Genomic DNA, 24,147 nt, shown 5'->3' on the forward strand with positions numbered 1-24,147 from the left:
TACTCTAGATGGAGGACTGAGTATGAAATTCAATTTGCGTTTAGTTTTAATTGTTCCCTTTGTCCTCCAAATTTTTGCCGTTGTAGGATTAACAGGATGGCTCTCGTTACGCAATGGACAAGAAGCCGTGAATGATGTAGCCGCTCAATTGCGTAGTGAGCTGGCCAAACGGATTGTACAACAATTGGATACTTATTTAAATACACCTCATGTAGTGAATCAGATTAATAGTGAAGCCGTTCGCCTGGGTCTGTTGAATCTAGAAGATATTCCCAGTTTAGAGCGCTACTTTTTTTCTCAGATGCAGCAATTTGAGACCGTTAGCTATATTTCCTTGGGAACTGAGCAGCGAGAATATGTAGGGGTACAAAGAAAAGCGGATCGGAGCTTTGCTCTAGAGGTATCCGATCGCAGGACGGATTATCACTTTGAAACTTGGACGCTCGATGGGAACGGTCAACGGTTAGAACGGGTGGGTCGTATACCCGACTACGATCCCCGAAAACGGGAATGGTACAAAACCGGCGATCGCGCCGGAAAAGCTGTCTGGACAGAGATTTACACTTATTTTTCCACCCAAGAACTGGCTTTAACAGCCGATCTTCCTCTTTACGATCGCCAAGGAAAACTCATAGGAGTTACGGCCGCTGACCTCACTTTAACCCACATTAGTAATTTTCTACAAAGTTTGGATATTGGCAAAACTGGGCAAGGTTTTATTATCGAACGCTCCGGTCAATTGGTCGCCACATCTACCCAGGAAAAATTGTTTCGTCAAGAAGGGGAAGAAATCCAACGATTAAATGTTGTTAAAAGTAGTGATGCTTTAACTCATGCCACGGCCCAATATCTTTTAAATCACTTTACAGATTTTAAACAGATTAAAACCCTGGAACAATTAGACTTTAAACGTGAAGACCAACGACAATTCTTACAAGTATTCCCTTATCAAGATGAGTTTGGATTAGATTGGTTAATTGTGATTGTTGTGCCCGAATCCGATTTTATGGCACAAATTTATGCCAGTAGACGCAACACCATTTTACTCTGTCTTGGAGCATTGGCTATTGCCATAGTTTTGGGATGGTATACGTCTCATTGGATTGCACAACCCATCTTGCAACTTGCACAATCCTCAGAAGAAATGTCAGAAGGAAATTTAGAGCAGCAAGTCTCTGGAGGAGCGATCGCCGAACTCAAGACCCTCGCCAGAGCATTTAACCGCATGGCAAGTGAACTAAGAACCTCCTTTTCTCAACTAGAACAGCGAGTAGAAGAACGTACCTTAGAACTTTCTGAGGCTAAAGAAGCAGCCGATAGTGCCAACGGAGCCAAAAGTGAATTTCTGGCCAATATGAGCCACGAACTTCGCACCCCCCTCAATGGTATCCTCGGTTATGCCCAGATTATGCATCGTGCGACAGACCTCAATCAACATCGTAAGGGCGTGGATGTGATTGAACAAGCCGGTTCCCATCTGTTAACCCTGATTAACGATATCCTTGACCTGGCTAAAATTGAAGCCAGAAAAATGGAACTGTTTCCCAAGGATTTACACTTACCGTCCTTTTTGGTGGGAGTGGCAGAAATCGCCAGAGTGCGAGCCGAAAATAAAGGCATTACCCTCCAGTTTTTGCCAGACGAAAACTTACCCACAGGAGTCAAAGCTGATGAAAAACGTCTACGTCAAGTTTTACTGAATCTCTTAGGCAATGCAATTAAATTTACTGACCAAGGCAATGTAAGTTTTTCTGTAGCCTGTAGCCCAAAAGAGTCCTCTCAGACGACAACTATCCTACGCTTTGCAATTGAAGATACAGGAGTAGGAATGAGTCCAGAACAGGTGAATAAAATCTTCCTCCCCTTTGAGCAAGTGGGTTCCACATCTCGACGTTCACAAGGTACGGGATTAGGATTAACAATCTGTAGTCAAATTGTGGGGATGATGGGAAGTACCATTCAGGTGGAGAGTCGCTTAGGGATGGGGAGCAAATTCTGGTTTGAAGTCACATTACCCCGTTCCCAGGAGTGGATGAGTAGTGCTGCCAATTTACAGCAGGGTAAGATTCTCGGTTACAGTGGAGAACCTAAAACGATCCTCATTGTTGACGATCATCAAGTGAATCGAATCGTAGTTGCGGAAGTGTTAACTCCACTCGGTTTTAGAGTGCTGGAAGCTTCCAATGGACGAGAGGGCTTAGAACAGGTGCAACAGGCACATCCTGACTTAGTGATTACCGATATTGTCATGCCAGAGATGGATGGATATGCCTTGGCTGACTGTATTCGAGAGTCTTATTCAAAAGAATTGCCGATTATCGCCGCTAGTGCGAGTGTATCATTAGCCGATCGGAGTTTGGCGATCGCGGCGGGCTGTAATGAGTTCTTAGAAAAGCCCATTGATTTAGAGCAATTATTAATACGCTTACAAAAGTATTTGCACTTAACCTGGATCTATGAAGAAAAAAGTGGGCCAGAGTTTTCCGTTCAGCAAGACCTCATTTTCCCCACAGAACAGGAATTGAGACCGTTATGGGAAGCCACTAAAATTGGCGATATTGAAGCCATAGAGGAAGAGGCTCAACGACTCAAAGAACAGAACATGCAGTATAAGACATTTGGCGATCGTATCCTAGCCTTAGCGGAAGAATTTGATGAAACCGGTATTAAGACGTTACTCGATGGTAAACATCGTACAACTCAGTCCTAACGTTGTTACTGGACAACCATCAGAAGTCGGGATTCTGGCGATCGCCTATCTCATACCCCTCTTCTGTCACTCTTGGAAATTCTAACGAATTTCCGTTGTTACAGCCCGCGATCGCGAAGCGTTTCATGTCGGCGACAGCCGAAAACGGAGTTTTATCGCCGTTAAAACAGCCCTCGAAAAAGATCAATGGACAATTACTGACGAGAATCTCTTTATTCAAGAAGTTCAATTGTTATTTGACCCGGAGCGCGTTCGCGTAGCGTCTCCGTAGGAGAATCGCTATCAACTGATGAATATAGTCAATTCAAATAACAGTGAGACATTTTTGTAGGGGCGAGCGGCCGCTCGCCCCTACAGATACGGGTATTCTAGACAGGTTGTGTGTGTATCGTCGTGTCTCAACCTTAATCCAATTGACTATATAGGTTGGCAAGGGCTAACGCGAGTCTTTGGTTGTATTATTTATGTGGAAATAAAAGAGGGGAAAATTTGGATCGAACGGGATGGGACGGAAATTGGGGTGGCGAATGAATTGGTTGAAGCGGGCGTTCCTAAACAGGATATCGTTTTGGCTTTTAAAGCCCCATATAAACGCAAGTTTACTGACTTTGCTGCGAGTTGAGCTTGCTTTTTAAAAAAGGATGAAGTCAGTCAATCTACTTGAGGCGGATGCCACCCCCACTTCACCCAAATTGCTCTAGCGGCAACAATATCATCATTATTGAGACGAAGTACCGCTACAGTTACACGACCCATCGCCGTTAACCCCTGAACGAGAGTTCCGCTTTCATCCCAAGCGAAATGCTCAGACCAGTTATGTTCTCTTGGATTGAATAACATAACATCTGTTTGAGTTTCAGGATCGAAACCTGACGTTCGAGCGCCCTTGAATTCATTACATCGGTAGCAAGAAGCCGCTAGATTTTCCATCGTATCAGAGCCTTTTAGGGCTTTAGGTTGGACATGATCAATGACGAGCGGCATTCCTGTCAATCGCATGGAACTCTGACAATATTCGCAACGAAATCCTGCACGCGCCCAGATTTGTTGCCGGACTTGCTTTGATAAGTTTGTCATTGTCATCACTCGGAAAGTTCGATCTCCTCTAGTTCAGGCATCGGATAGCCCCTTGTGCCTAAAATATCCCAAGCGTAGGCTTTGCGTAACATCAGTCGATCCGCTTTGAGTCGCAAGTCCTGTAGCTCTAAACGTTCTTGGGGTGTGATCGTCCCGTTTTGGTTGCTCTCCAATAGGCTTTCGTGACGCAATTGATGAGAATTGCTAACCGTTTGCTGGGCGATTTTGAGGAGTTGAGCTTGGGAATAGCTCTGCATTTGTTGCAGTGTGCTTTCTTCTGTGCCAGATAAGTAGGATAGAATGCTCTCAAGGGTAAGAGATTCTGGTGAAGACTGGTTTTGATGAGCTAAAGCTGTAAGCTTGTGAAAGATGGTTTCAGACAACTCTATCGTGAGTTTGTAGGTACTCATGGCAAGCAATTTACTGATGTTCTCTCAGTTAGTTTAGCGTTTTTAGATAAAACAGGACATTCAAAACCTACGGGAGATGGGCAAATCTGGTTACTCATATTTGTAAAGGGTGTAGTTCTGGTAGTTCTGGTAGGGTGCGTTAGGCGCTTTTTTAAAAGTTAAATCAAGAGCCATAACCCTCTGCGGACTTGATATCACTTACTCCATCACTCTTTTCATAAGATTGATGAAGATCACACCCATCGCTTCAGCCCAGAGCTAAACTAAGAATAGATAAAAAAACAAGATGAATAGCGCCCAGCGCTCCCCACAGTTACACCGTTACACTTCGTTTTTAGAAATATCTGATCTAGACTCAGTTTCAGCGACAACAGTGGTAAATACAAGAGCGCGAAACGCTATACCCTCTCTATAAACAAAAACTTTTTTCGGAGGTAGTCCCATGTTGCTTTCTATACCTGAAGTTACTGCCCCGTCTTCCAACGTCTATGGGGTAAAAAATTCCCAAAATTCGCAAAAAACCTCACTCAAAGCAGTTTGGGTTAAGGAAGACGGTCATTTAGTTCAACACTGGATTAAAGCCTAAAGCACTCTAAGAGTTTGCGATCTTACCACGCCTTAATATTAGGGTCTTGCCAAGTGTAAAAATTTGGAAACACAAAATTAGTAAACGATAAGGAAATGCTGGCATCTAGGGCTTTTACCTGATGCCACCAGCCTACAGGCACAAAAATAACTTCTCCCGGTTGCAAGACCTCTTCAATGATCTGCACATTCTTAAACAGGGGATATTTCTGATAATCTGGATTCTCACAATCCACCTTACTAAATACCCCGACATAATTGTACAGTAGGGGGGTCTGCTGGGGAGAAATTAAGCGCCACCGTTTACGTCCGTAGACTTGAGCCATCATTAAATTGACGGGATCGTGGTGCAAAGGGGTAATGGTTCCACTGGGGCCAAACCAGAAAAAGACCCGATTAGAAACTTCTTCGGGATTGAGGAATTCGGGGAAAAAGATAATATCATCGAGCAGCCCTTTTAATTCCTCACGCTCTAGGTTTTGGTTATTGGCAACCATATAATGATCGTTGTCCTCGCCCCCATTTAAGACTCGATCGGCATAGTCAGCCAGCAGCATAGTTTTACGATGCTTTTCGCATTCAATCTCATAGTCGGGGTTGCTGTTGCGGTTGGCTTGAATTTGAACTTCAACTCGGCCGTATTTTTCTTTTAAGTATTCCGGTGACCAGGTTTTCATCGCTGGCCAATCTTGCATTAAATCCGTGAGGATTACTGGGGTATTGGTGGCATAATAGCGATCGAGAAACTCCTGTCTAGAAACCCCCGATCGCCGCTCAATCCGGTTCCCCTTAGACGAGAGGGCCGCGAGTTGCTGTTGAATGGCTAAAGTAGATTCTAATTTTCGCAGCATTTGGGCCATATTGTCCCCGATTTGATAGGACGGTTCGGCCATGACTTGATTAATGGCAAGACGGGCGAGGTTGGCATCAATCCCCTGTTTTTGCATCGCCTCAATCATCGACTGTTCCGGCTTGTTATGGAGTTTATTTAAGGCGATCCACCGTTTCCAATTGTCTGGAATTTGCGGTTGACTCGGCGGCGGTTGACCTTGAGTTTGGGGCATCCACTCTAGGTTCACCTGTTGTTGATTATTCACCGTAATCCGCAGGGGCGGCAAGGTGATGGTCATGGGTTGAGCGTCTGTCATGATCTTGCTTCTAAATTACGACTGATTATCAATACCAAAGGGAGCAAAGCCAAAAACGTTCCCATCTCCCTATCCCCCCATCTCCCCACCCCGATCTTTCATCCAAGCTCTGGTTCCAAACTGTTGAACCGAAACTGAGGCAATCTGGGCCGCTTGAGTTAAGGCTTCTACAAAGTCTAATTCTAGGGAATAATAACAAAATGTACCATGGAGAATATCGCCAGCGCCTAATGTATCGATTGCGGACACTTGAGGAACCGGTATTTGTCCTTGTTTCCCTTGATTATAGTAGGCGATCGCCCCTTCTCCCTGGGTAATGGCAATTTTGGGAATGCCTAAATGGACTAAATAGGCGATCGTCTGTTCGTGATTCGCACATCCAGGGGGATAGAAATTCGCTGAAGTAATGACCGTATCCGCTAAAGCCAGAACTCCCTCAAATCCAGGTTTCCAACTCCCTCCATCAATAATCACCGGAATTTTACGTTCCTTGGCAACCCTGGCCAACTCCTGACTGATGGCCATTTGATGGCCATCAATTAACAGCACCTGCACAGGATCTAATAGAGCTATAAACTCTGGATTCCAGGCTGCTTGTGCATGGGTAGCATTAATGGAAATCACGGCCCGATCGCCCTTTGGTGGCGTAACGAGAATAGAAGAGACTGGGGGGGGATCGCAGCGTTGGGGGTCAAGATCGGTGCAGTTCACCCCATACTCCTCCAAATCGGCCCGAATCAGACCGCTAAGGGCATGATTTCCCACACTCGCCAGCAGTTGGGTTGAGCCACTGTGACCCTGGGAGCGTCGCAAATATTCAAAGGCGATCGCCCCATTCGTGGCCGGGCCACCCGCCGCCACAGTATAATCCACTGCCACCCGTTTCTCATTCACCTGGGGAATTTCAGCAGTTAGATAGAGGAAATCTAGGGTCGTCAAACCCACAAATAAACCGGATTTATCCTTCATTATTTCTCCCGACCGCATCCGCTAAGGAGTCTAATCCTTCCTCATCTAACTTATCTAACAACCCCTGTAAAATTCCCTTAACCATCCAAGGGCCTTGATAGACCCAACCGGTATAGACTTGAATCAAACTGGCTCCGGCGGTGATTTTCTGCCAAGCATCTTCTGGGGTGAAAATCCCCCCCACACCAATAATGGGTAATTGACCTTGGGTTTGTCGCCAAATCAAGCGGATTACTTCCGTGGAGCGATCGCCCAACGGAACCCCGCTAATTCCCCCCTGCTCCTCCTGGATGGGAGTGCCAGTTTTGGGATTCAGTTGGGTTTTCAGAGCGCGTTTATCAATCGTGGTATTGGTGGCAATAATCCCAGATAACTGATAACTTTGGGCCAAATTCACCACCTCGGCGATCGCCCCATCCTCCAGATCCGGGGCAATTTTCACCAATAAGGGTTTGCCCCCTTGGTTTTCCTGTTGGATAGCCTCTAAAATAAGACTCAGTTGGCTGGCATCTTGGAGCGATCGCAAACCAGGAGTATTGGGTGAAGAGACATTGACCACAAAATAATCTCCCCAATCCCTGAGTAGACGAAAACTCTGGCCATAATCGGCTGCCGCATTTTCTAGGGGTGTTATCTTGGACTTACCCAAATTGATTCCAATGGGAATTCGATGGGGGGTCGGGCAATGTTGGCCATTTTTCAACCGTTCTGCCATAGCTTCAGCGCCCTCGTTATTAAATCCCATACGGTTTAAAACGGCTCGGTCTTGAGTTAAGCGAAACAAACGGGGACGGGGATTACCCGGTTGCGGATGGAGGGTGACTGTACCCAGTTCCATCGATCCAAAGCCTAAACGATCCCACATTCGGACTGCTAGACCGTCCTTATCATATCCGGCTGCTAATCCTACCGGATTGGGAAAGGTTAATCCCCAGAGGGTTTGCGCGAGGCGATCGTCCGTTAACCCTAACGTCCGATCGATAAAGGTGGCATAGCTGATGATCCGTTGATGACTTAACCAGCTTAAAGCGCCCATAACTAAGTGATGGAGATCTTCTGGATCAACTTTAAGTCCTGCAAAGATAAATTGCTCAAGCATGGGGAACGGTTCCAATTGAAAGTGTGGATAATGGATATTCGATCGTTTTTCGCGTTTTTCGCCCAGATTCAAGTTACCCATTATTCACGATCGACACTCAGCTTGTCTATTATTGATTCGTCATTCGCCCTTATTCACTATCCCTAGAACCCTCGGTCTATGCCTCAGCAGTCCATACCGAAACAAAGCGAAAAACAACTGGTTACCCTAGGTCGGACTCTCCAAACCTTGAGGGAAGAGGAGAATCTTGATGTGTTGGTTGACACAACTCTTGAGTATATTGAAACGGAATTTGAATATGACTTAATCTGGATTGGTTTGTATGACCGGCGAGAGCATCGCTTATTTGGCAAAGGGGGAAATCTGCCGTCGGGAGGCGATCGCGCCATCCTCAAACAAACGTTTGCCTTAAGTCCTGGAGACTTGTTCGAGCAAGTGGTGATCCAGCAAAAACCGGCCGGGGTTCCCGACTTACGGGAAGAGCGACGGGCTGGCGAATGGCGGAAGTTAGCGGAAAAATTGAATATTCAAGGCACGATTATCTTTCCTCTGCGCTATCGGGCCCTGTGTTTTGGGGTGGTGATTTTGGGATCGACCCTGTGGGGAATTTCACCGCGATCGGATGAAAAGGCTCGCCTATCAATGATTTTTGGCGAACTGGCAGCCACATTAAATGAGATGGAAGCCAATTGGCGCAGGCAGTTGGCGAAACGGCCGGATAAACCCTTATTAGAATTATTGGATCAGTTGCGATCGCTCTCCGATTTTCGCCAAAGGTTAGATGTGGTGGTGGCCAAAACCCATGAATTTTTGACCCCGGATCGCACGAATATTTATTGGTTTGAGCGCGAACGCCGCTATTTTTGGCGCAGAACCACGAATGTTCAGAAAACCCAGGCCGGAACCAATCAAGCCTCCTCTGGGATTACGGTACAGGAGGTGATTGGGTTTTATAAGGCTCTGGTAGCCGATCAGGTGGTCTCGGTGGGGGAAGCTCGCAGTTCTTTGAAGGCTGATACCACCAGTCGGTTAATGCAGCAAATTAAGGCTCGTTCCCTGTTGGCGGCTCCGATTATCTATCAGAATGAGTTACTAGGCTTTTTGGCGATCGAGGGCAATGAGCCTCGAATTTGGGAGGATGCCGAACGAAATTATGTGCGTGGAGTGGCTCAGTTAATTGCTCTGATGGCTCCCCTAGAAGCGATGGAGGCCGCAGTAGAGCGCACCAAACAAGACCAGGCCCTGACGGCTGAGTTGGTGCGATCGATCTATTCTGAGGAGGATTGGCGACAGACTCTAGATCATTGTGCCCATTTGGTGTGCGATCGCCTAGGGGTGGAGCGGTTTTTGGTGTTGCTCTACGATCGCGATAAGAATCATTTTGAGGTGGTCTGTCAAAGTCAACCGGGTAACCGTCGTCCCCTACCTTCCCCCTTACCGGTTCCTGATGTGGATGAATGGCAGCAGCTTGAACAGTCGAGAGCAGCGATCTCGATTGAAAATTGGGAGGAAGATCAACAACTGATGACTTGGCGACCCCTATTTACCCAAGTCGGGATTAAGAGTGTTTTACTGTGTAATACGGCGATCGGCCATGAGATGGAAGGGGTGCTGATGGTTGGCCATGATGTGGCTCGCACCTGGGAAGGAACAGAACTGGAATTGGTGCGGGTGGTGGCTCAACAGTTGGGGTTGATCCTCCATCAATGGCAACTCCATAGCCGTCAACAACAACAGGAAAAACTACAATCTTTGATTCAATGGGGACAAACAGCGATTCAATCAACGGGCGATGAGTCCTCTGAAAGCCTAGAGGAAGAGGCTCTACGAAAAATCACCCAGGTCTTTAAGGTTCCCCTGGCGCTGAAAATTAGTTGGTCTTTGGATAAGCCTCAGATAGGCTATATTACGATGGCTCAGGTCAGTGGCCCAGAGTTTAATATACAGACTCAAGGCAAAATTGATATCGCCCACGATCCAGTGCTGCAAGAGGTTTTAGCCAGCTCAGGCGTGTATCAGGTTTCGGCTGAAGATCTGCCTGCTGTGACTCGTCAGTGGTTGACTGGATCGGGGATTGGGGAAATTGCGGCGATCGCCTTTCGGGGGGATGAACAGGAGATTGCCAGAGGAATTATTGTGTTAGCCGATGCTCCCGGCCGTTTGTGGTCCGATCGCTATCTGAGTGTGTTGACGATTATGGTACGACAACTGGCTTGGTCTGAACGGAGGATGGAATTACAAACTCACTTTGAAGTCCAGCAGGATCGGGCCCAAAAGTTGACTTGGTATAAGCAACGTCGCAGCGAGATTATTTATCGCAAACTGAGTACAGAATTGAAAAAACTCCATAGTTTGGGTACGCCCAAGGATGCTCTCACTCTAACCCGTTATCAGCAAGGATTGCGATCGCTCAATACCACCTTGAGTCATCTGGCGCAAATGCTCAGAGATGAGCAATGGGAATTAGAGTGGTATCAGATGGCTATGCCGTTAGTGAGTTTAATTAAACGGGCGATCGAACGGGTGGATACCTTGGTCAAAAAGCGGGAGTTATTTATCCGCGTGCAGGGACAACCTGGAGCCGTGAATTTAACCGGAGATGTGGTGAAGTTAGAGTTGATTTTCCACGAAATTTTAGGAATTACCTGCAAAATGGCCCAGCCGAAAGGACAAGTGGATATTTGGTGTAATGGGATTTCTGAGACAGAATTGCCACCGGCTCAAGGGAGAATGCGAGAGCGTTTGCGCCAGAATTCCGATCGGTCGGGTAAAGGGCAACCTGTTTCATTGTTTGATGTCTCCATTGTTTGTGCCACCTTATTAGAACCGAACTTGATAGCTGAACTTGAGCAGGGGCGATCGCCCGATTTACTCAGTCCTTCTTTACTCGATCAGCCCCCTGGTCTATATTTGCTCATTTGCCAGTCCCTGATGCAAAGTTTAGGGGGTTATTTTAATACTTATCCCTTGGAAAATCACTCTGTGATGTTTCAGTTATTGCTACCGGTTGAATCGGCTCAAGATTGAGTCTTAACCCACTTTGGGCGGTACTTCCAGAGTAAACGTAGTAGTCGCAAGGGATAGTAGAGGAAAAATAACCCGGAGGGTAAAGGTAGTATTTCCCACTCTAGGGGGGTAGGAGTGGCTACATAGTCAAACCAGTACCAGAGGCGATCGCGGGGCGAATCCATCGTCTGTACATAAATTTGTCCCATTAATCTCAGACTATTCCCCTCAGATGGAGAATTAAACCATTGCCCTTCTACTAATTTTCCTAACTCCTGAATCTTATGATTCTTTTCTAATCTCTTCACCCAATCTTCAGGAACCGGAGCATCTAAATAGGTGTGGGCTAATCCTAAACCTAATTCTAACATCGTTTGGGTTCCCAAATGACCCACTTGCTGCTCAATCCACAACCAATCTAAATCTTGATATCGATGCAGCAATTCAGCAACATCACAAACCCAAGATAAATGAGACCAATCATGTTTAGCCCCATGAACACATAAAAATAATAATAAAGCCTCTGGGGATAGAGTCAGAAGAGTTTGATTACCCAATTGCACTTGCTCTTGATAGGTTTTATCCTCCCAAATCTGTTGGGGTTGCTCGTGAAACGAGAGCGCAGAAGAAATCAACGACCAATGTAAATCAATACACATATCTTTTTCCGAAGAATAGAAATTATGCTCAAATCGAATTTGGGTATATCGCTTTTCTTGCCATCCCTTAAATTCAAACTGAGGCTGATAACCCTGTTCTCTTAAAGTTTGTGAAGCTTGACTTACCGCATCTTTAGGGATTAAAATATCTAAATCTAAAAACTGCCTCAACCCCAGATTTTGATAAACAGTTTGGGCTAAAACTGGCCCCTTAAATGCCAAAACTGGAATCTTTTCCTTCTCAAAAATTTGGGTAATTTTAATCAGTTCTTGAGTAAGAGATAAGTTACGATAGGTGTTTTCCTTGAACTGTCGATGGATGAGTTGAAAAAAATCGGGATTGACTCCATTTTTTAATTCTTTGATTGTCCAGTAAAATAGTGGAATTAAGCCATGATAGTTGATCCAATATAAAATATAACTCCAATCGAGATCTCTAGAGAGAAAATCTAAAATTTGATCTTGATTTTCACCTGAATGGTAAGTGCGAGCGCAGTTCAAAATTAATTGATGTTCTAGCCGCATAGTTAGTATCCTCTCCCTATATCTCTCTCCCACTGGGAGAGGAACTTCTGTTCCCTTCTCCCATGGGAGAAGCTGGTAGGGTGGGCAATGCCCACCTGACCAATTGACTTGAAAAAGTGCCAATTTCTGTATTACAATTACCGATAATAGTGGGCTTGAGTATTAAAAAGTGTGGCATAAATTCCCGATTGTTCCATTAACTGTCTGTGACTGCCCGTTTCCACAATTTCACCCTCCTTCAAGACTAAAATTCGGTCAGCAAATTTAACCGTTGACAGACGATGACTAATGATGATAGAGGTTCTTTTTTGCGTCAGTTGATTCAACTGTTCTAAAATTTCAGCTTCCGCTTGCGGATCTAAGGCACTTGTAGGTTCATCTAAAATTAAAATCGGGTGATTTTGGCTTAGGAAAGAGCGGGCGATCGCCACTTTCTGCCATTCCCCAATACTCAGTTCTTCTCCATTAATAAATTGTTTCCCCAAAATGGTATCATATCCTTGGGGTAGTTTCGCAATGGTTTGGTCAATTTTCGCCCATTGAGCCGCTCGCTGAATCTGGGATAAATTGTCCCAGTTTTTAATATCTCCGATTCCAATATTCTCTTGCACCGTTAAATGATAATGGGCATAATCTTGAAAGACAATACTAATGTTTTTTCTCACTTCAGTGGGAGATAAATCTCGCAGATCAATGCCATCTAGACGAATACTGCCCGCCGTAGGATCGTAAAGGCGGCATAATAGTTTGATGAGCGTCGTTTTTCCGGCTCCATTTTCCCCCACAATGGCGATCGTTTCTCCCGGTTCAATAGTAAAATGAATATCTTCCAGGACAGATCGTTGGCTATGGGGATAGGAAAAACTCACCCGATCGAACTCTATTTTTCCTGGGATGGAAGCGGGCAAGGGGACAGGGTGAGGTGGTGAAATAATGGTGGGTTTTAAGTCGAGAAATTGGTAAAAGTTGGAGAGAAATAAACTATTTTCATACAAAGAAGCCAAATAACTTAAACTTTCTCGCAGTAAGGTTTGCCCGCGCTGAAAGGCTTGATAGTACATTACCACCGAGCCAATGGTAATCGCGCCCATAATTGCCCGATCTGCCATCAGTGCAAAGGCGGTAAAAACGGCTAGGGTGGCGCTACTTTGGGTGATACTTTCGGCAAAGGAACGACGGGCAGATAGGGATATTCTTTGCTGACGAATGGCTTGACGCAGGGTATTAAAGCGTCTGCCAAAGAGTTCTCCTAAGTCAAATAGGCGAATTTCTTTAGCATGATCGACTTGGGTGATTAAGGTACTGTAATAATGGGCCATGCGCTCTTGGGGAGTCCATTGTTGCCATTGCCGATAAAGCTGTTGGGAAAACTTGAGGCGAACGAGAAAAACGGGGATGGCAGCGATAATCAGGATGAGGGCGATCGCCCAATCAAAGGAAAAGAGGAGTAATCCTATCCCAATTAAGGATAAACTGCTATTGCCTAATTGGATGAATCGGTTTACAATGACAGTTGGACGGTAAGCTGCCTCAGTCTGTGCCTGATGGAGAAAATCATAGTATTGGGCATTTTCGTAGTATTCTAAATCCACTTCAATGGACTTAGCATGAAGCAGATTTTGCACGTAGTCGGTGACGATTTGAGATTGCGCTTCACTCACCCATCCGGCTAAGGATCTCAGTCCATCGCCCAGAATTGCCACGAATGCAGCAATGACAATCAGCAGGAGTACCGGTTGTAGGGAGGTTTCGGGAGTAGCAATGCCTTCGGTGATGCGATCGATGATTAACTTGGTGAGATAAAGAGAAACCAGGGGTAAAACCGATTGCAGAAACACCAAAACAAGGTTTGCCAGCGTGAGCTTAGGGGTACTCTCCCAAACCAATTGAACGGCTTTTCGGAGATAGAGCAACCGTTGCAAGCGGGAGGCGATCGCGGCGATCCTATTCACTGTACACTGTAGACAATTGTCCCACCCGTGTTAGAGCCTCTTTCGGACTAGAAAACACCTCCGGAAACTGCTCCATTAACCTTCCTGCAATCTCGCTCACCGATTGTCCTTGCCCCATAGCCTCTAAAACCACTTGCGCGATCTTACCATCTTGATTTAATTGCGGCACAAAATTTCCTGCCTGCTTCCGCAACTGTTGAGGAGCAAGGGATTCGGCAAAAAATGTAGACTGCTTAAACTGAGCCTTACACTGGCTTTCTTTCCCCTGCTCGAATACCTGAGTATCCCAACGGAAGATATAGCTACTGTTTACCAAGTTAGCTTGTAAATTCACAGAAATCGTATCGCCCAAACCTATCTCAACCGGCTCTAAAAAGGGGAAAAACGCTGTCCCATAAATCAATTCTGGCATCCCTGGAGCCGTGGAAAACCCAACTTCCTCAATCAACGTAGCATCAAACCATACACTCAACCCATAGCCTGTGCCACTGCGAGACGGTTCAAAGAGCATCTGATTTCCCACATTCGGATTCTCAAGGGTTCCATAATCCAAGGTTGCCCAAAGTTGCGGTTGCGCCAATAATTGAGACGGTGTTACCCAGCCTTTTCCCCAAACATTATTAACGATCTTTTTCGCCGCGTTCATATTAAAGTCATAGCAATATTTATCCCAAGGATCGTTAATTCTATTCCATAAATTCGGTGCTTCTACCACACTCACCCAAATTTTATCTTTTTGGGGAATTAACACCCCTCCAGGACGCAATAATCGCTTTCTCGCGTCAGCTAAAGAGCCAATATGTTGCTGAAATAAAGGTAAAATTCCCCGCAAGTCGGAGATAATGACATCGGCTAATTCGGGTAATTCTACTTGAGTAGATAAATCTTGAATAAACTCAATTTTATCGCTATACCCATTGGCAACTGCCGCTTGTTTTGCCACTTCGATCGCCGGATTGGTTTCAATGGCGTAGACTTTCTTGGCTCCGAATTGACAGGCAAGCAGGGCAAATATACCGGTTCCCGTGCCGATATCGAGGACAACACAACCGGGGGTAATGGATTGTTTCAGAGCTTGCGTATAGGCTTCCATGCGGCCGCGATCGCCGATCATGGAGCCGTAACCCGATACACTATACATGGGATAAGTTCTCTAAAATCACAGATGGAATGTTGAATAGATGCTCCGAGTCGGGGTGAGCATTCAGTTGATAAACCGGGACTTGATTGACGGTATGACTGAGAAAATGGAACTCCTGTTGGCGCATGGTTTTATCGAGGAGTACATTGGCATAGGTATTGGCAATCAGATCCATTAAGGCTTGACGTTTTGGCAGTTGGGCGATCGCTGGAATGGGAGAAGAATTGGTGCGATCGCCTAATATATAAATGCCAGCTAGAGGTAGGGGCGTATCCTGAAACTTGTACTTCTCTTGATTGAGGTCTAAATAGCTTTTATCCCAAGTGGGGTTAGTGGGAACCAGACGAGGAAGCGCATCGGGGTTGTTATAGAGGATCTCCACAGAAGAGGGCCAGAGTCTGAGTCGGGGATAAGCAGGTTGAACCAGAATCTGGTTATCTGGCTCGACTAGAGCGACGATATCATCCGAAAGGATGGGATATCCGAGTTCAGCAAATGCAGCCGCAGTGGTGGATTTTCCTGCACCGGAACGACCGACGATGGCTATGGCGCGATCTCCGACGGCGATCGCGCTCGCATGAAGACAGGTCACCCCCCGCAGACGCAAAACCAGACCCATGACTGGGCCGAGCAAATAGGTCGCAGTATCTTCCAATGTCAACTCTTCCGGCCAAGTCCCCCAGACTTCAGTTCCCTGACGGTCTATGATGAACTGAGTGCGATCTATATAGGTCAACTGAAGATAGGCTTTTCCTAGTTCTTCCACTTTCCAAACGGGACAGCCAGCCTCAGTTACATAGGAACTTTCAGCCCAAATTGGTAAAGAAGCCTGTAATGTTTTGTTGAGCCAAAAAGGTTGACTCTTGAACCATACGGTAAGATCAACTTCTTTTAGGTGAGCTAAAGGCACTACACCAGGAATATGAAAATTGGCTTGAAGAAATAAGCCAAACGTAAAGTAAAAGGAGGACACTATTACCAGGGTAAACAAGAATAACTTGTTATATAACAAGCAAGTGAAAATCACATATTGTAGCCAGTCTTAAATACTGCTAGAGTACACTTGCTATCTCCTCCTGCTGTTTGACCATGGTTATCACAGTTCTGGTCAGGACTAGAACTATTTTGAGTTAACCGACTGATATCTCCATATATATTGAATATGGGATGGTTGTAGGATTTTTTGTTCATTTTTTTATGTTGTGAGTACATTGTAAACCTCCGGTGTTGATTGGGAATTAACTGATGCTAACTGCTCTAACCAATAGTTAAGACTAATTGGACGAAGATCGACCCAAGCTTCACTGCTTTGAGCTGTCATTCCGCAAAGAGTTGGGATAGCTTTATGATTAATATACATAGATAACTGAGAAATTGGATTAAAATCGTCAATCCATCTCATTTCTGTCTGTTGTAATCTTACATTCAGGGAATCACCTGTAGCAGGAGTTTTAGGACGACTACGAACAAATTCTGGCAGTTTGCCTTTCATAGATGCTCGGACAATCCCCTTAAACATCACCCAGGGAATCACTGGAATACAGAATAAGAACTCGATTAAGCGCACATCAAAGTAAGGGTATCTTACTTCAATTGTTGAAAATGTCATACCTGAGTCGTTGCATTCAAAGAGGTAAGACCAAAATATCGCTTTGATTCCTTTATAGGCTTCAGGACGAAAGGGGTGTAAAAGCTCTCTTTTTCTATAGCTGTTTTCCCATCTAGATTTCAAGTCTAACTTCCTTTCAAAATCAGGACTGAGCCATACGGGATAAGAAGGTCTCCAGGCGGGAATTCCTAACCACTCTTTAATCCGAGCGCGTATTCCAGGTTGAGGAAAACGCCCATTAGCTTTCCAGTATTGGCACCATTGTGTCACAATTGAAAGAATCTCACCTCTTTTAAGCAGATATATTCCATAATAGTAAGCACCTTGACAGTGAAAGACACCATCTCCACCTTCACCACTAAGAGCAACTCGGCTTCTGGGGGGTTCATATTCTTTGGGGTTACTTCGTACTAGAGATAGTAAAGCCGGTTCTGGCGCATAGTACCCTTCTATGTCTTCCCATCCTTTACACAACTCGAAGTCGTCGGCGACTTGGTAGTGGATGGGAATATCCAAATGTTGGGCGACTAAACCGGAGTAGTAGCGCTCTTCATCGGGAAGAAGACGGTCGAAGACAGTGGTGTAGGCTCTGAGGTCGTGGGAGGAGTAGGTTTCTGTGAGGAGTTCTTTGGCGATCGCCGTTACACTGGTAGAATCTAATCCGCCACTCATGTAAACTGCGACTTTATTGGTTCTCAGTCGATCGCCGACTGCTAACCGCATTAGTTCCAAAAACTGCTCTACATACTCTTCATCCCGCTTATACCGGATATAGCCATCCGTTGGCAATGTCCAGTATCTCTCCACCTTAAAGCTCTCTGGAGTCCAGATTAACCGATGGGCGGCAGGCAGGCGTTGGATATCGGCAAAGGCGCTGGTATCCACTTCCTGATTGTAGCCGAATAGCAAAAAGTCGGCGATCGCCAAATCATTGAGCTTGTCCGATACAGACGGATGCAATCTCACACAATTAAGCGTATTACTCAGCACGAACTCTTGGCCCAAATGAGCGTAGAAAAACGGTTTTACCCCAAAATGGTCTCTGGCGCAAAACAAACGCTGTTCTCGGCTATCCCAGATGGCGAAGGCGAAATCCCCGATCAGGCGATCCAGACAATCGATACCCCAAACCAGATAGGCATGGAGGATCAGATTCGGATCGGGAGTCTCTGAAGTCACCGGTTCTCCTCGGTCTTGAAGACTTTGGATTAACTCGCTGCGACCATCCACCCGTGCATCCGCTACAATCCAAACCCGTTGATCTACCGTTAGAGGTTGAGTTTCGTTCTCGGATTCATCAGTCGTTCGTAACAGGGTATGGCCAAACCCGACAGAACCCTCTGCCCAGATTCTCTGGACATCCGGCCCCCGGAAGGTCATATATCCGGTCATCCGTGCCAATAGTTCCCGGTCAACCGGGGCCTGATCAGCATTGACGATTCCTAAGATTCCGCTCACTCTGTTCACCTCGATATGGTGTTTAGACGGAGTAATGGGTATTTTACCCTGGTTGCTTAAAACGAGCTGATTATACTCTACCTTAAGCTAAACTGCAAACCCCTTGGGCTTGTTTATTTTCCAGTGTACTATAGCACAACTGAAGGGTTCACCCGACTCATTTTAATTTAACCTTAAAAAGAAATTTTCCGATCGCTCCCTGAAACCCCTGTTAAGCTGGATTCACGGTAACCAAGCCCTGATCGACCATTTTTTCAATCAGTTCGAGCAAATCCTGGTGCAGTTTGTCCGGCTCTACCTCATACTCTTCTAATAGGCGATCGCTCGCCTCTTGAATTGAAGCAGAATCCGTCAACACGGATAACATGCGCGAACCCACCTCATCTAAACCGAAGTATTCCTCACTCTTTAAGTTGAGTAATACCGATTCTCCAGAGAGTTCCTGAACCAGGACATCTGGAGCTAAAGTGATGTTGTGTTGGTTAGAAATAGGGACTTTCACCTCAGTTTTCTGTATGAGTAATGTTGTGATGGGTCGATTGATCCATCGCGTGAATTAGATTCAGCCCATAGTATAGCCATTCCGTAAAACTTAGCAAGTCCTGTTTATCCCGGTTGCGATCGCGCTTCTAAGGGTTACACTGAAAGGATACACTGAACTTCCGCCGATCGCCACACGAACCCCGTATGCAAACCCTCACTGCTCGAACCCTTGCCTTAAGTGAACTCGAAGAGCGATTTCAACTGCAATTGACCGAAAACTAAATCTAAAGCACCAAATTAGAGCGGTCACGGCACTACGATGATTGGTAATCATAGCAGTTTAATCGGACTTGATATCAAAAGGTCTAGAACTGCCCTCTCCCTATATCCCGCTCCCATGGGAGAGGGAGTTCTGCTCCCCTTCTCCCGTGGGAGAAGGGGCTGGGGGATGAGGGCAAGTCCGGTTAAACACTTGTCATTGCGACCGCAGGGAAGCATTCGCGCTTCGCGCATACTTTGTAAACGCCAAGATTACCGGGATTGTTGAGATTGCTTCACTCCACTGCGTTCCGTTCGCAATGACATACTATAACTGATCCAACGGACTTGATATGAGGGCAAGTCCCACTGCCTAATAATGGTTGCCCACTTTACGATGGTGAACGGCAGTTAGAGCATCGGGGTTACTGACTCGTCCGGTATCAATGGTGCAATAGACTAACCAGTGATCGGAAAGCTCCATACGACTGGCGACTTGACATTCTACATAAGCCAGAGCATCGGTCAAAATGGGGCTGCCATTGTTGGCGGTTTGGGTTTTGACTCCTTCAAACCGGTCTGCACCAGGGCCAAAGCGTTTGAGGAAGTGGCGCATTAAGCCTTGATAGTTATCTTCGCTGAGGATATTGAGAACAAAGGTATCGCCCACATGCATCAAGGATTCGATCGCCCGGTCTTTGGCTACGGCAATGGTCACCCCTAGGGGTTTAAAGCTGGCTTGAGTTACCCAAGAGGCGAGCATGGCGCTTTTGAGTTCTCCTTTTTGGGCGGTAATGATATAGAGTCCACCACTCAAGCGACCCAAGGCCCGGTCTAGGTCATTATCCAGGGACTTCATCTGTTTAATGGCATCTTTAAGTCCCAAGATTTGCCCCATGTCGGTTCCTGCTTCTTCACAGAGTTGATAGGTGGCTTCTTTGGGTGCTTCTTTCACCAAAATAGCGGGAAAGGCTTCTTTGAGTCCCAGTTCTTGGAATTGGTTCCGCAGGGGATAGATGGAGCGGTCGTCTCCTCCACCGGACTCAAACAGACCGATCGCCTGTTTGTCGTTGGCGGCGACTAAAATGGTACTGATGGCAGCTTCGGCTTCTTTGCCTAATTCTCCGGACTGGGGGGGAGCGCCAATGACCAGGGCTGAGGCCATTTCCACCAGTTCCCGGACTTCCTGGGGATCGGCAGCCCGCAAGTCCATCATTTCTACGGCGATCCCGGTTTTGGTGATCCCATGGGCGATCGCTTGCGAGAGGCGATCGCTATAGCCATAATCGGAAGTGTAGAATACGGCGACGGTTTTTTCGGCTTTGGTTTTTTCCTTACTCCAGCGATCGTAACGCCCAGTGAGTTCCTCTAGGTTATGCCACAGGAGGGGGCCATGGCCGGTAGCGATCAGGTTAATGGCTGGAAGTTTGGCCATCCGTTTCATGGCGTTGACCACGGAGCGGGCATTGGGAGCCATTAAACATTCATAATAAAAGCGAAAGTCCGCTTCGATGTCGCTCAAGTTCTCATCGTAGGTATGGTCGGAGCAATAGTGCATTCCGAAGGCATCGCAGGTATAGAGAACCGAGGTTTTATGGTCGTAACTAAAGATGGTATCGGGCCAATGGAGATTGGGAGCGCTAATGAATTCGAGAACATGGCCCTGACCCAAATCTAGGGTATCGCCATTTTTCACCAATTGGCTTTCAAAGGGTTTATGAATCAGGTTTTGTAAGAATTGGACAGCGACTTTTGAGCCAACCACTACCGCATGGGGAGCGAGTTCGAGGACATCTTTGACCAGGGCACTGTGATCAGGTTCAGTATGACTAATCACAATATAGTCAATGGTGGCGGGATCGATTTGTCCTTTGAGGGTGTCGAGATAGAGTTGCTCAAATTTGCGATGGGAAGTATCCACCAGGGCAGTTTTGTCTCCTTGGATGATGAAGGAGTTGTAGGTGGTTCCGTTTTGCAGTCCGAATTCGATGTCAAAGCGATCGCGATCCCAGTCGAGGCAACGGATCGTTGTAGTATTTTCGGCAACTGGAGCCGTTTCTATCGTTAGGCGTTTTTGAGGGCGATCGGTCAGTGCTACCATAATATATTTATCCTATATCAGAGGTGAGGAACGACGGCGATCGTCGTTGTTTCTTCTATTGTCTCTCCATTGTTACAAAATCCTAGGATTTCGGGAAGGTGAGTTTAGTAAGAAGAATTAATCACACCCGTTAATTGAAGATATACCTCCCTGTTTTGTCACTTTCCGAGTCTAATGAATCACCGCTCCTTTAGGACGGTGAGTATGTCAACCCAAACAAAAGAGACTAACAACGAAGTTTCGGTTGAATCAGTAAACGAAAATCATTTAAGACACTTTTCCAACCCCCAGAGTCATGCCACTGTTCAGATAGAAAAGAATCAACCTTGGCTCGATTACTGTCTGAATCCTGGGACTCTAAACGATTTAATGACAAAAAAGGTTGACTCTTCAAGCTAATCATGAGACAAGCACTCATGATGAGTTCCCACCATTTTTCAATCTGAGAAAATTGAGTTAATCGATAATTCGTCCAGCCTAATTCTTGTTTACATTCTCTAACTCTAGAGTCTCCCCAATTTTTTAAGGAATAAAGGTTGCCAACAATCTTTTTCATCGAGTTTTTTTCTGCTTGAATATTTGTTGTTAGCCAAGAAGTTGAGCGATCGGGAAAGGTTTTAGGATCTGTCGTTATTTCCCAATAAGTTTTTCCACTGCGGCTACCCAAAACAATTTGTCTAATATAGCCCTCTTCTGATGCTCGATTGTCCATAAATGTCGATAATTTATACCATTTATTTTCCCTAACCTTTTGATCGCTTGGCATCAGAACTGTACGATCGCTTCGAGTTGACAAAACATAGGATAAGTTATATTCTTCTAGTTTTTCCACCAATGTATGATCTTCTTTGTCCCAAGTATCTGCCAAGACTAATTCAATCTTAAAGCCATAATCTATCAGTTCGCTAATTATCTCTGAAGCAATTTCACTCTTACTTCTGTAAATATCTCCTTCCTTTAATTTCCCTTCAGGCTTAAATACTTGACATAGGAGCGGAAAGGTTATACCTTTATAAATTCCATAAGCATTGATTGAAACCATTCCTCGATCGACTTTTTCCAAACTTTCTAAGTATTGTTTGGCTACATAATCTGTTTTGTCTCCTTTTTTTTGATCCCCTATTTCATTCACGATTACAGTGATTTCTTCCCCGCTTAATGCTTCCAAGGTTTTCCTTAATCTTCGATCTTTTAAGTCTGTGACAGACCAAGGAGAATTCGCAATAAAATGATGTAATGATTGAGAAGAATTGATTCCCACTGCTTTGGCTATTTCTGGGAAAGATTTTCTCTTGATTGGTGAGATAATGCCTAGATGTAAGTATTTAAAATATTCATAACTTCTCACTTCACCAAAAATCTCTTGATAACTTTCACAATATTCATCGACAACCGAAACGGTTGGTTCCGGATCTCGCGGCAAATGTTTTAAGATCTGTAACTCTACATCCATTGCTATATCTTCTTGCGTTCAGCCATTAATGTTCTATATTATTCTATTTTAATTGCCGGAGAGTGACAAAATAGATAGAGGGTTTCCCCAGATTAAAATCAACCGATGGCGCTAAACTATCAACAGGGTTAATCATGAGGATACAACGATGGCAAAGTCAATTATCCAGCTTGTCGATGAACTGCCTGAAGATAATATTACCGTCAAAGTCTTAAAAGCTCTCGATTTTGTCGTACCGGGAGAATGGAATAATCTAGTCGGATTTGATGCTACTATCGCCCATTTTACCGGAGAAACCGATCCCAAAACCATTCAGCGTATCCGCGATCGCGCTGCGGCTCTGTATCTCGATCCCGCCAAAGGCTATCAGGGTGCAGTCGGATTATATCAGGCGATCGATAAAGCCGATGTAGCCATGGGTACAGCCGCCTTAGCCAATAAGGTGGGTGAAAAGTTAAGTTTTCTTTCCTTTCTCAGTAACCTTACCCCCAAAGCCGACACTACCCAAACCATTGATTTACTCCTCAAAATTGCCGTAGAAGTGATTGCCTTTTGCAAACTCAATGGCATTCCCCAACCCAATCCCCAAGTTTTCGCCAATTCTCTAGCTGAAAATTATCACAACGCCGGATTAATGCGAATGATTGCCTTAGTGTGCATTGATGCGATGTTACCCTTGGGGCCAAATTTCTTAACCAAAATCCATGCCGTTATTCAAGGCATTAATCCGGGGACAGTGGCTGGAAACCCCGTGTTTTCAGGCATTCAAGACCAGATCCCCGGCGAAACCACCGGCGATCGCATCGGATTTGTCAATCAATGCTTTAGCGCGATCGAAGGGTGGATGAATCAGTTGGTTGCCCAAACTGGCATTACTCCAGAAAGCATTTTCAATCATTTGGGGAACTTTATCCAAATGGCCGATGATAATCTGGATTTTGTCGCCGCTTTTCTCGATCAAACTACCAATTACTACGAGCATACCGGCATCCAAACTGTTGCCCAGCGCTTAGTATTAGAAGCCTATGAATCCCTGCAAGCAGAAGGGGAAGCGCTCTCTGATGAAGATTCAGACGATAACGATGTTGATGGAAATGGTGAATTTTCCGTCGGAGACACCATTGAAGTTTGGGATAAAAAAGAAGAAGACTGGTATGAAGCAACTATTCGCAAAATTAAAGTCAAAAAAGATAAAACTCGCTACTATGTTCGCTATGTTGGCTATGGTTCCTCAGAGGATGAATGGGTCAAAGAAAAGAATGTTCGCGCTTGTAACTTTGAAGATGCCGATGATAATGGCTATGCCGTTGGTCAAAAAGTAAAAGTTTGGGATGACGATGAGGAAGAATGGTATACCGCTCAGATTCAAAAAATTGACGGCGATCAATATCGAGTGCATTATCTCGATGAAGATGATTTTGACGATGAATGGGTCGATTTAGACGAAATTTGTTAAGCAAAAAAGGTTTTCCCCATTCCCCATCTCCCCATTCCCCATTCCCTA

Annotated in this window: 18 protein-coding genes and 1 pseudogene; 5 read left to right on the forward strand and 14 right to left on the reverse strand. The window is 45.5% G+C overall.

Features of this window, described 5'->3' with window-relative positions; translation table 11 throughout:
* Window positions 1-22 precede the first annotated feature (22 nt).
* Complete coding sequence (locus tag PMG25_RS22070) at window positions 23-2,710, forward strand: hybrid sensor histidine kinase/response regulator (protein WP_283769058.1); 2,688 nt, start codon at window positions 23-25, stop codon at window positions 2,708-2,710.
* 19 nt (window positions 2,711-2,729) lie between these two features.
* Here the strand turns inward: PMG25_RS22070 and PMG25_RS22075 are convergent, their stop codons facing one another.
* Window positions 2,730-2,930, reverse strand: a complete 201-nt coding sequence (locus PMG25_RS22075; RefSeq protein ID WP_283769059.1) for a hypothetical protein — start codon at window positions 2,928-2,930, stop codon at window positions 2,730-2,732.
* A gap of 201 nt (window positions 2,931-3,131) precedes the next feature.
* Here PMG25_RS22075 and PMG25_RS24575 point away from each other — a divergent pair.
* Window positions 3,132-3,332: pseudogene (locus tag PMG25_RS24575) on the forward strand (element excision factor XisI family protein); the annotation flags it as partial.
* 29 nt (window positions 3,333-3,361) lie between these two features.
* Here PMG25_RS24575 and PMG25_RS22080 read toward each other — a convergent pair.
* Both PMG25_RS22080 and PMG25_RS22085 read right to left on the reverse strand, forming a co-directional pair.
* Entirely contained in the window at window positions 3,362-3,787 is a 426-nt protein-coding gene (locus PMG25_RS22080) for an HNH endonuclease (protein WP_283769060.1), read from the reverse strand.
* A gap of 5 nt (window positions 3,788-3,792) precedes the next feature.
* Window positions 3,793-4,197 carry a hypothetical protein gene (locus tag PMG25_RS22085; RefSeq protein ID WP_283769061.1) on the reverse strand — a complete coding sequence of 135 codons (405 nt, stop codon included), beginning with the start codon at window positions 4,195-4,197 and terminating at the stop codon, window positions 3,793-3,795.
* A gap of 442 nt (window positions 4,198-4,639) precedes the next feature.
* Here PMG25_RS22085 and PMG25_RS22090 point away from each other — a divergent pair, with 442 nt between their 5' ends.
* The gene (locus tag PMG25_RS22090) at window positions 4,640-4,783 is read left to right on the forward strand and encodes a hypothetical protein (RefSeq protein ID WP_283769062.1); all 144 of its coding nucleotides are present in this window, start codon (window positions 4,640-4,642) and stop codon (window positions 4,781-4,783) included.
* Window positions 4,784-4,805: 22 nt separating this feature from the next.
* On the opposite strand, the gene PMG25_RS22095 is transcribed toward PMG25_RS22090, so the two are convergent.
* From PMG25_RS22095 to PMG25_RS22105, 3 genes are all read right to left on the reverse strand, one after another.
* On the reverse strand, window positions 4,806-5,930 hold the full coding sequence (locus PMG25_RS22095) for a cupin-like domain-containing protein (protein ID WP_283769063.1): 1,125 nt from the start codon (window positions 5,928-5,930) through the stop codon (window positions 4,806-4,808).
* 69 nt (window positions 5,931-5,999) lie between these two features.
* Window positions 6,000-6,899 (reverse strand): PfkB family carbohydrate kinase, encoded by a 900-nt coding sequence (locus PMG25_RS22100; protein WP_283769064.1) that lies wholly within the window; start codon window positions 6,897-6,899, stop codon window positions 6,000-6,002.
* Window positions 6,889-8,079: a quinone-dependent dihydroorotate dehydrogenase gene (locus PMG25_RS22105; protein WP_283769065.1), complete on the reverse strand. Its 1,191-nt coding sequence runs from the start codon at window positions 8,077-8,079 to the stop codon at window positions 6,889-6,891. Before PMG25_RS22105 ends, PMG25_RS22100 begins: the two co-directional genes overlap by 11 nt.
* A gap of 78 nt (window positions 8,080-8,157) precedes the next feature.
* Between PMG25_RS22105 and PMG25_RS22110 the strand changes: the two genes are divergently transcribed.
* Window positions 8,158-11,025 (forward strand): GAF domain-containing protein, encoded by a 2,868-nt coding sequence (locus PMG25_RS22110; RefSeq protein WP_283769066.1) that lies wholly within the window; start codon window positions 8,158-8,160, stop codon window positions 11,023-11,025.
* Here the strand turns inward: PMG25_RS22110 and PMG25_RS22115 are convergent.
* From PMG25_RS22115 to PMG25_RS22150, 8 genes are all read right to left on the reverse strand, one after another.
* The gene (locus PMG25_RS22115) at window positions 11,016-12,188 is read right to left on the reverse strand and encodes a nucleotidyltransferase domain-containing protein (protein ID WP_283769067.1); all 1,173 of its coding nucleotides are present in this window, start codon (window positions 12,186-12,188) and stop codon (window positions 11,016-11,018) included. The genes PMG25_RS22110 and PMG25_RS22115 overlap by 10 nt on opposite strands.
* 137 nt (window positions 12,189-12,325) lie before the next feature.
* Window positions 12,326-14,140 (reverse strand): ABC transporter ATP-binding protein, encoded by a 1,815-nt coding sequence (locus PMG25_RS22120; RefSeq protein ID WP_283769068.1) that lies wholly within the window; start codon window positions 14,138-14,140, stop codon window positions 12,326-12,328.
* The gene (locus tag PMG25_RS22125) at window positions 14,133-15,281 is read right to left on the reverse strand and encodes a 50S ribosomal protein L11 methyltransferase (protein ID WP_283769069.1); all 1,149 of its coding nucleotides are present in this window, start codon (window positions 15,279-15,281) and stop codon (window positions 14,133-14,135) included. Before PMG25_RS22125 ends, PMG25_RS22120 begins: the two co-directional genes overlap by 8 nt.
* Entirely contained in the window at window positions 15,274-16,254 is a 981-nt protein-coding gene (locus tag PMG25_RS22130) for a phosphoenolpyruvate carboxykinase (ATP) (RefSeq protein ID WP_283769070.1), read from the reverse strand. Before PMG25_RS22130 ends, PMG25_RS22125 begins: the two co-directional genes overlap by 8 nt.
* A gap of 222 nt (window positions 16,255-16,476) precedes the next feature.
* A complete protein-coding gene (locus PMG25_RS22135; RefSeq protein ID WP_283769071.1) occupies window positions 16,477-18,348 on the reverse strand; it encodes an asparagine synthetase B family protein in 1,872 nt (623 codons plus the stop codon).
* Window positions 18,349-18,559: 211 nt separating this feature from the next.
* Window positions 18,560-18,850 (reverse strand): PqqD family protein, encoded by a 291-nt coding sequence (locus PMG25_RS22140; protein WP_283769072.1) that lies wholly within the window; start codon window positions 18,848-18,850, stop codon window positions 18,560-18,562.
* Window positions 18,851-19,462: 612 nt separating this feature from the next.
* Window positions 19,463-21,190: a diflavin flavoprotein gene (locus PMG25_RS22145; protein ID WP_283769073.1), complete on the reverse strand. Its 1,728-nt coding sequence runs from the start codon at window positions 21,188-21,190 to the stop codon at window positions 19,463-19,465.
* Window positions 21,191-21,416: 226 nt separating this feature from the next.
* Complete coding sequence (locus tag PMG25_RS22150; protein WP_283769074.1) at window positions 21,417-22,643, reverse strand: IS701 family transposase; 1,227 nt, start codon at window positions 22,641-22,643, stop codon at window positions 21,417-21,419.
* A 148-nt stretch (window positions 22,644-22,791) separates the two neighbouring features.
* Here PMG25_RS22150 and PMG25_RS22155 point away from each other — a divergent pair, with 148 nt between their 5' ends.
* The gene (locus PMG25_RS22155; protein WP_283769075.1) at window positions 22,792-24,099 is read left to right on the forward strand and encodes a Tudor-knot domain-containing protein; all 1,308 of its coding nucleotides are present in this window, start codon (window positions 22,792-22,794) and stop codon (window positions 24,097-24,099) included.
* The last annotated feature ends 48 nt before the right edge of the window (window positions 24,100-24,147 follow it).

The organism is Roseofilum capinflatum BLCC-M114 (assembly GCF_030068505.1).
GTDB lineage: Bacteria > Cyanobacteriota > Cyanobacteriia > Cyanobacteriales > Desertifilaceae > Roseofilum > Roseofilum capinflatum.

Coding starts and splice junctions, on each gene's coding strand:
- PMG25_RS22070 (WP_283769058.1), top strand. CDS start 23: ATGAAATTCAATTTGCGTTTAGTTTTAATTGTTCCCTTTGTCCTCCAA.
- PMG25_RS22080 (WP_283769060.1), bottom strand. CDS start 3,787: ATGACAAACTTATCAAAGCAAGTCCGGCAACAAATCTGGGCGCGTGCA.
- PMG25_RS22085 (WP_283769061.1), bottom strand. CDS start 4,197: ATGAGTACCTACAAACTCACGATAGAGTTGTCTGAAACCATCTTTCAC.
- PMG25_RS22090 (WP_283769062.1), top strand. CDS start 4,640: ATGTTGCTTTCTATACCTGAAGTTACTGCCCCGTCTTCCAACGTCTAT.
- PMG25_RS22095 (WP_283769063.1), bottom strand. CDS start 5,930: ATGACAGACGCTCAACCCATGACCATCACCTTGCCGCCCCTGCGGATT.
- PMG25_RS22100 (WP_283769064.1), bottom strand. CDS start 6,899: ATGAAGGATAAATCCGGTTTATTTGTGGGTTTGACGACCCTAGATTTC.
- PMG25_RS22105 (WP_283769065.1), bottom strand. CDS start 8,079: ATGGGTAACTTGAATCTGGGCGAAAAACGCGAAAAACGATCGAATATC.
- PMG25_RS22110 (WP_283769066.1), top strand. CDS start 8,158: ATGCCTCAGCAGTCCATACCGAAACAAAGCGAAAAACAACTGGTTACC.
- PMG25_RS22115 (WP_283769067.1), bottom strand. CDS start 12,188: ATGCGGCTAGAACATCAATTAATTTTGAACTGCGCTCGCACTTACCAT.
- PMG25_RS22125 (WP_283769069.1), bottom strand. CDS start 15,281: ATGTATAGTGTATCGGGTTACGGCTCCATGATCGGCGATCGCGGCCGC.
- PMG25_RS22145 (WP_283769073.1), bottom strand. CDS start 21,190: ATGGTAGCACTGACCGATCGCCCTCAAAAACGCCTAACGATAGAAACG.
- PMG25_RS22150 (WP_283769074.1), bottom strand. CDS start 22,643: ATGGATGTAGAGTTACAGATCTTAAAACATTTGCCGCGAGATCCGGAA.
- PMG25_RS22155 (WP_283769075.1), top strand. CDS start 22,792: ATGGCAAAGTCAATTATCCAGCTTGTCGATGAACTGCCTGAAGATAAT.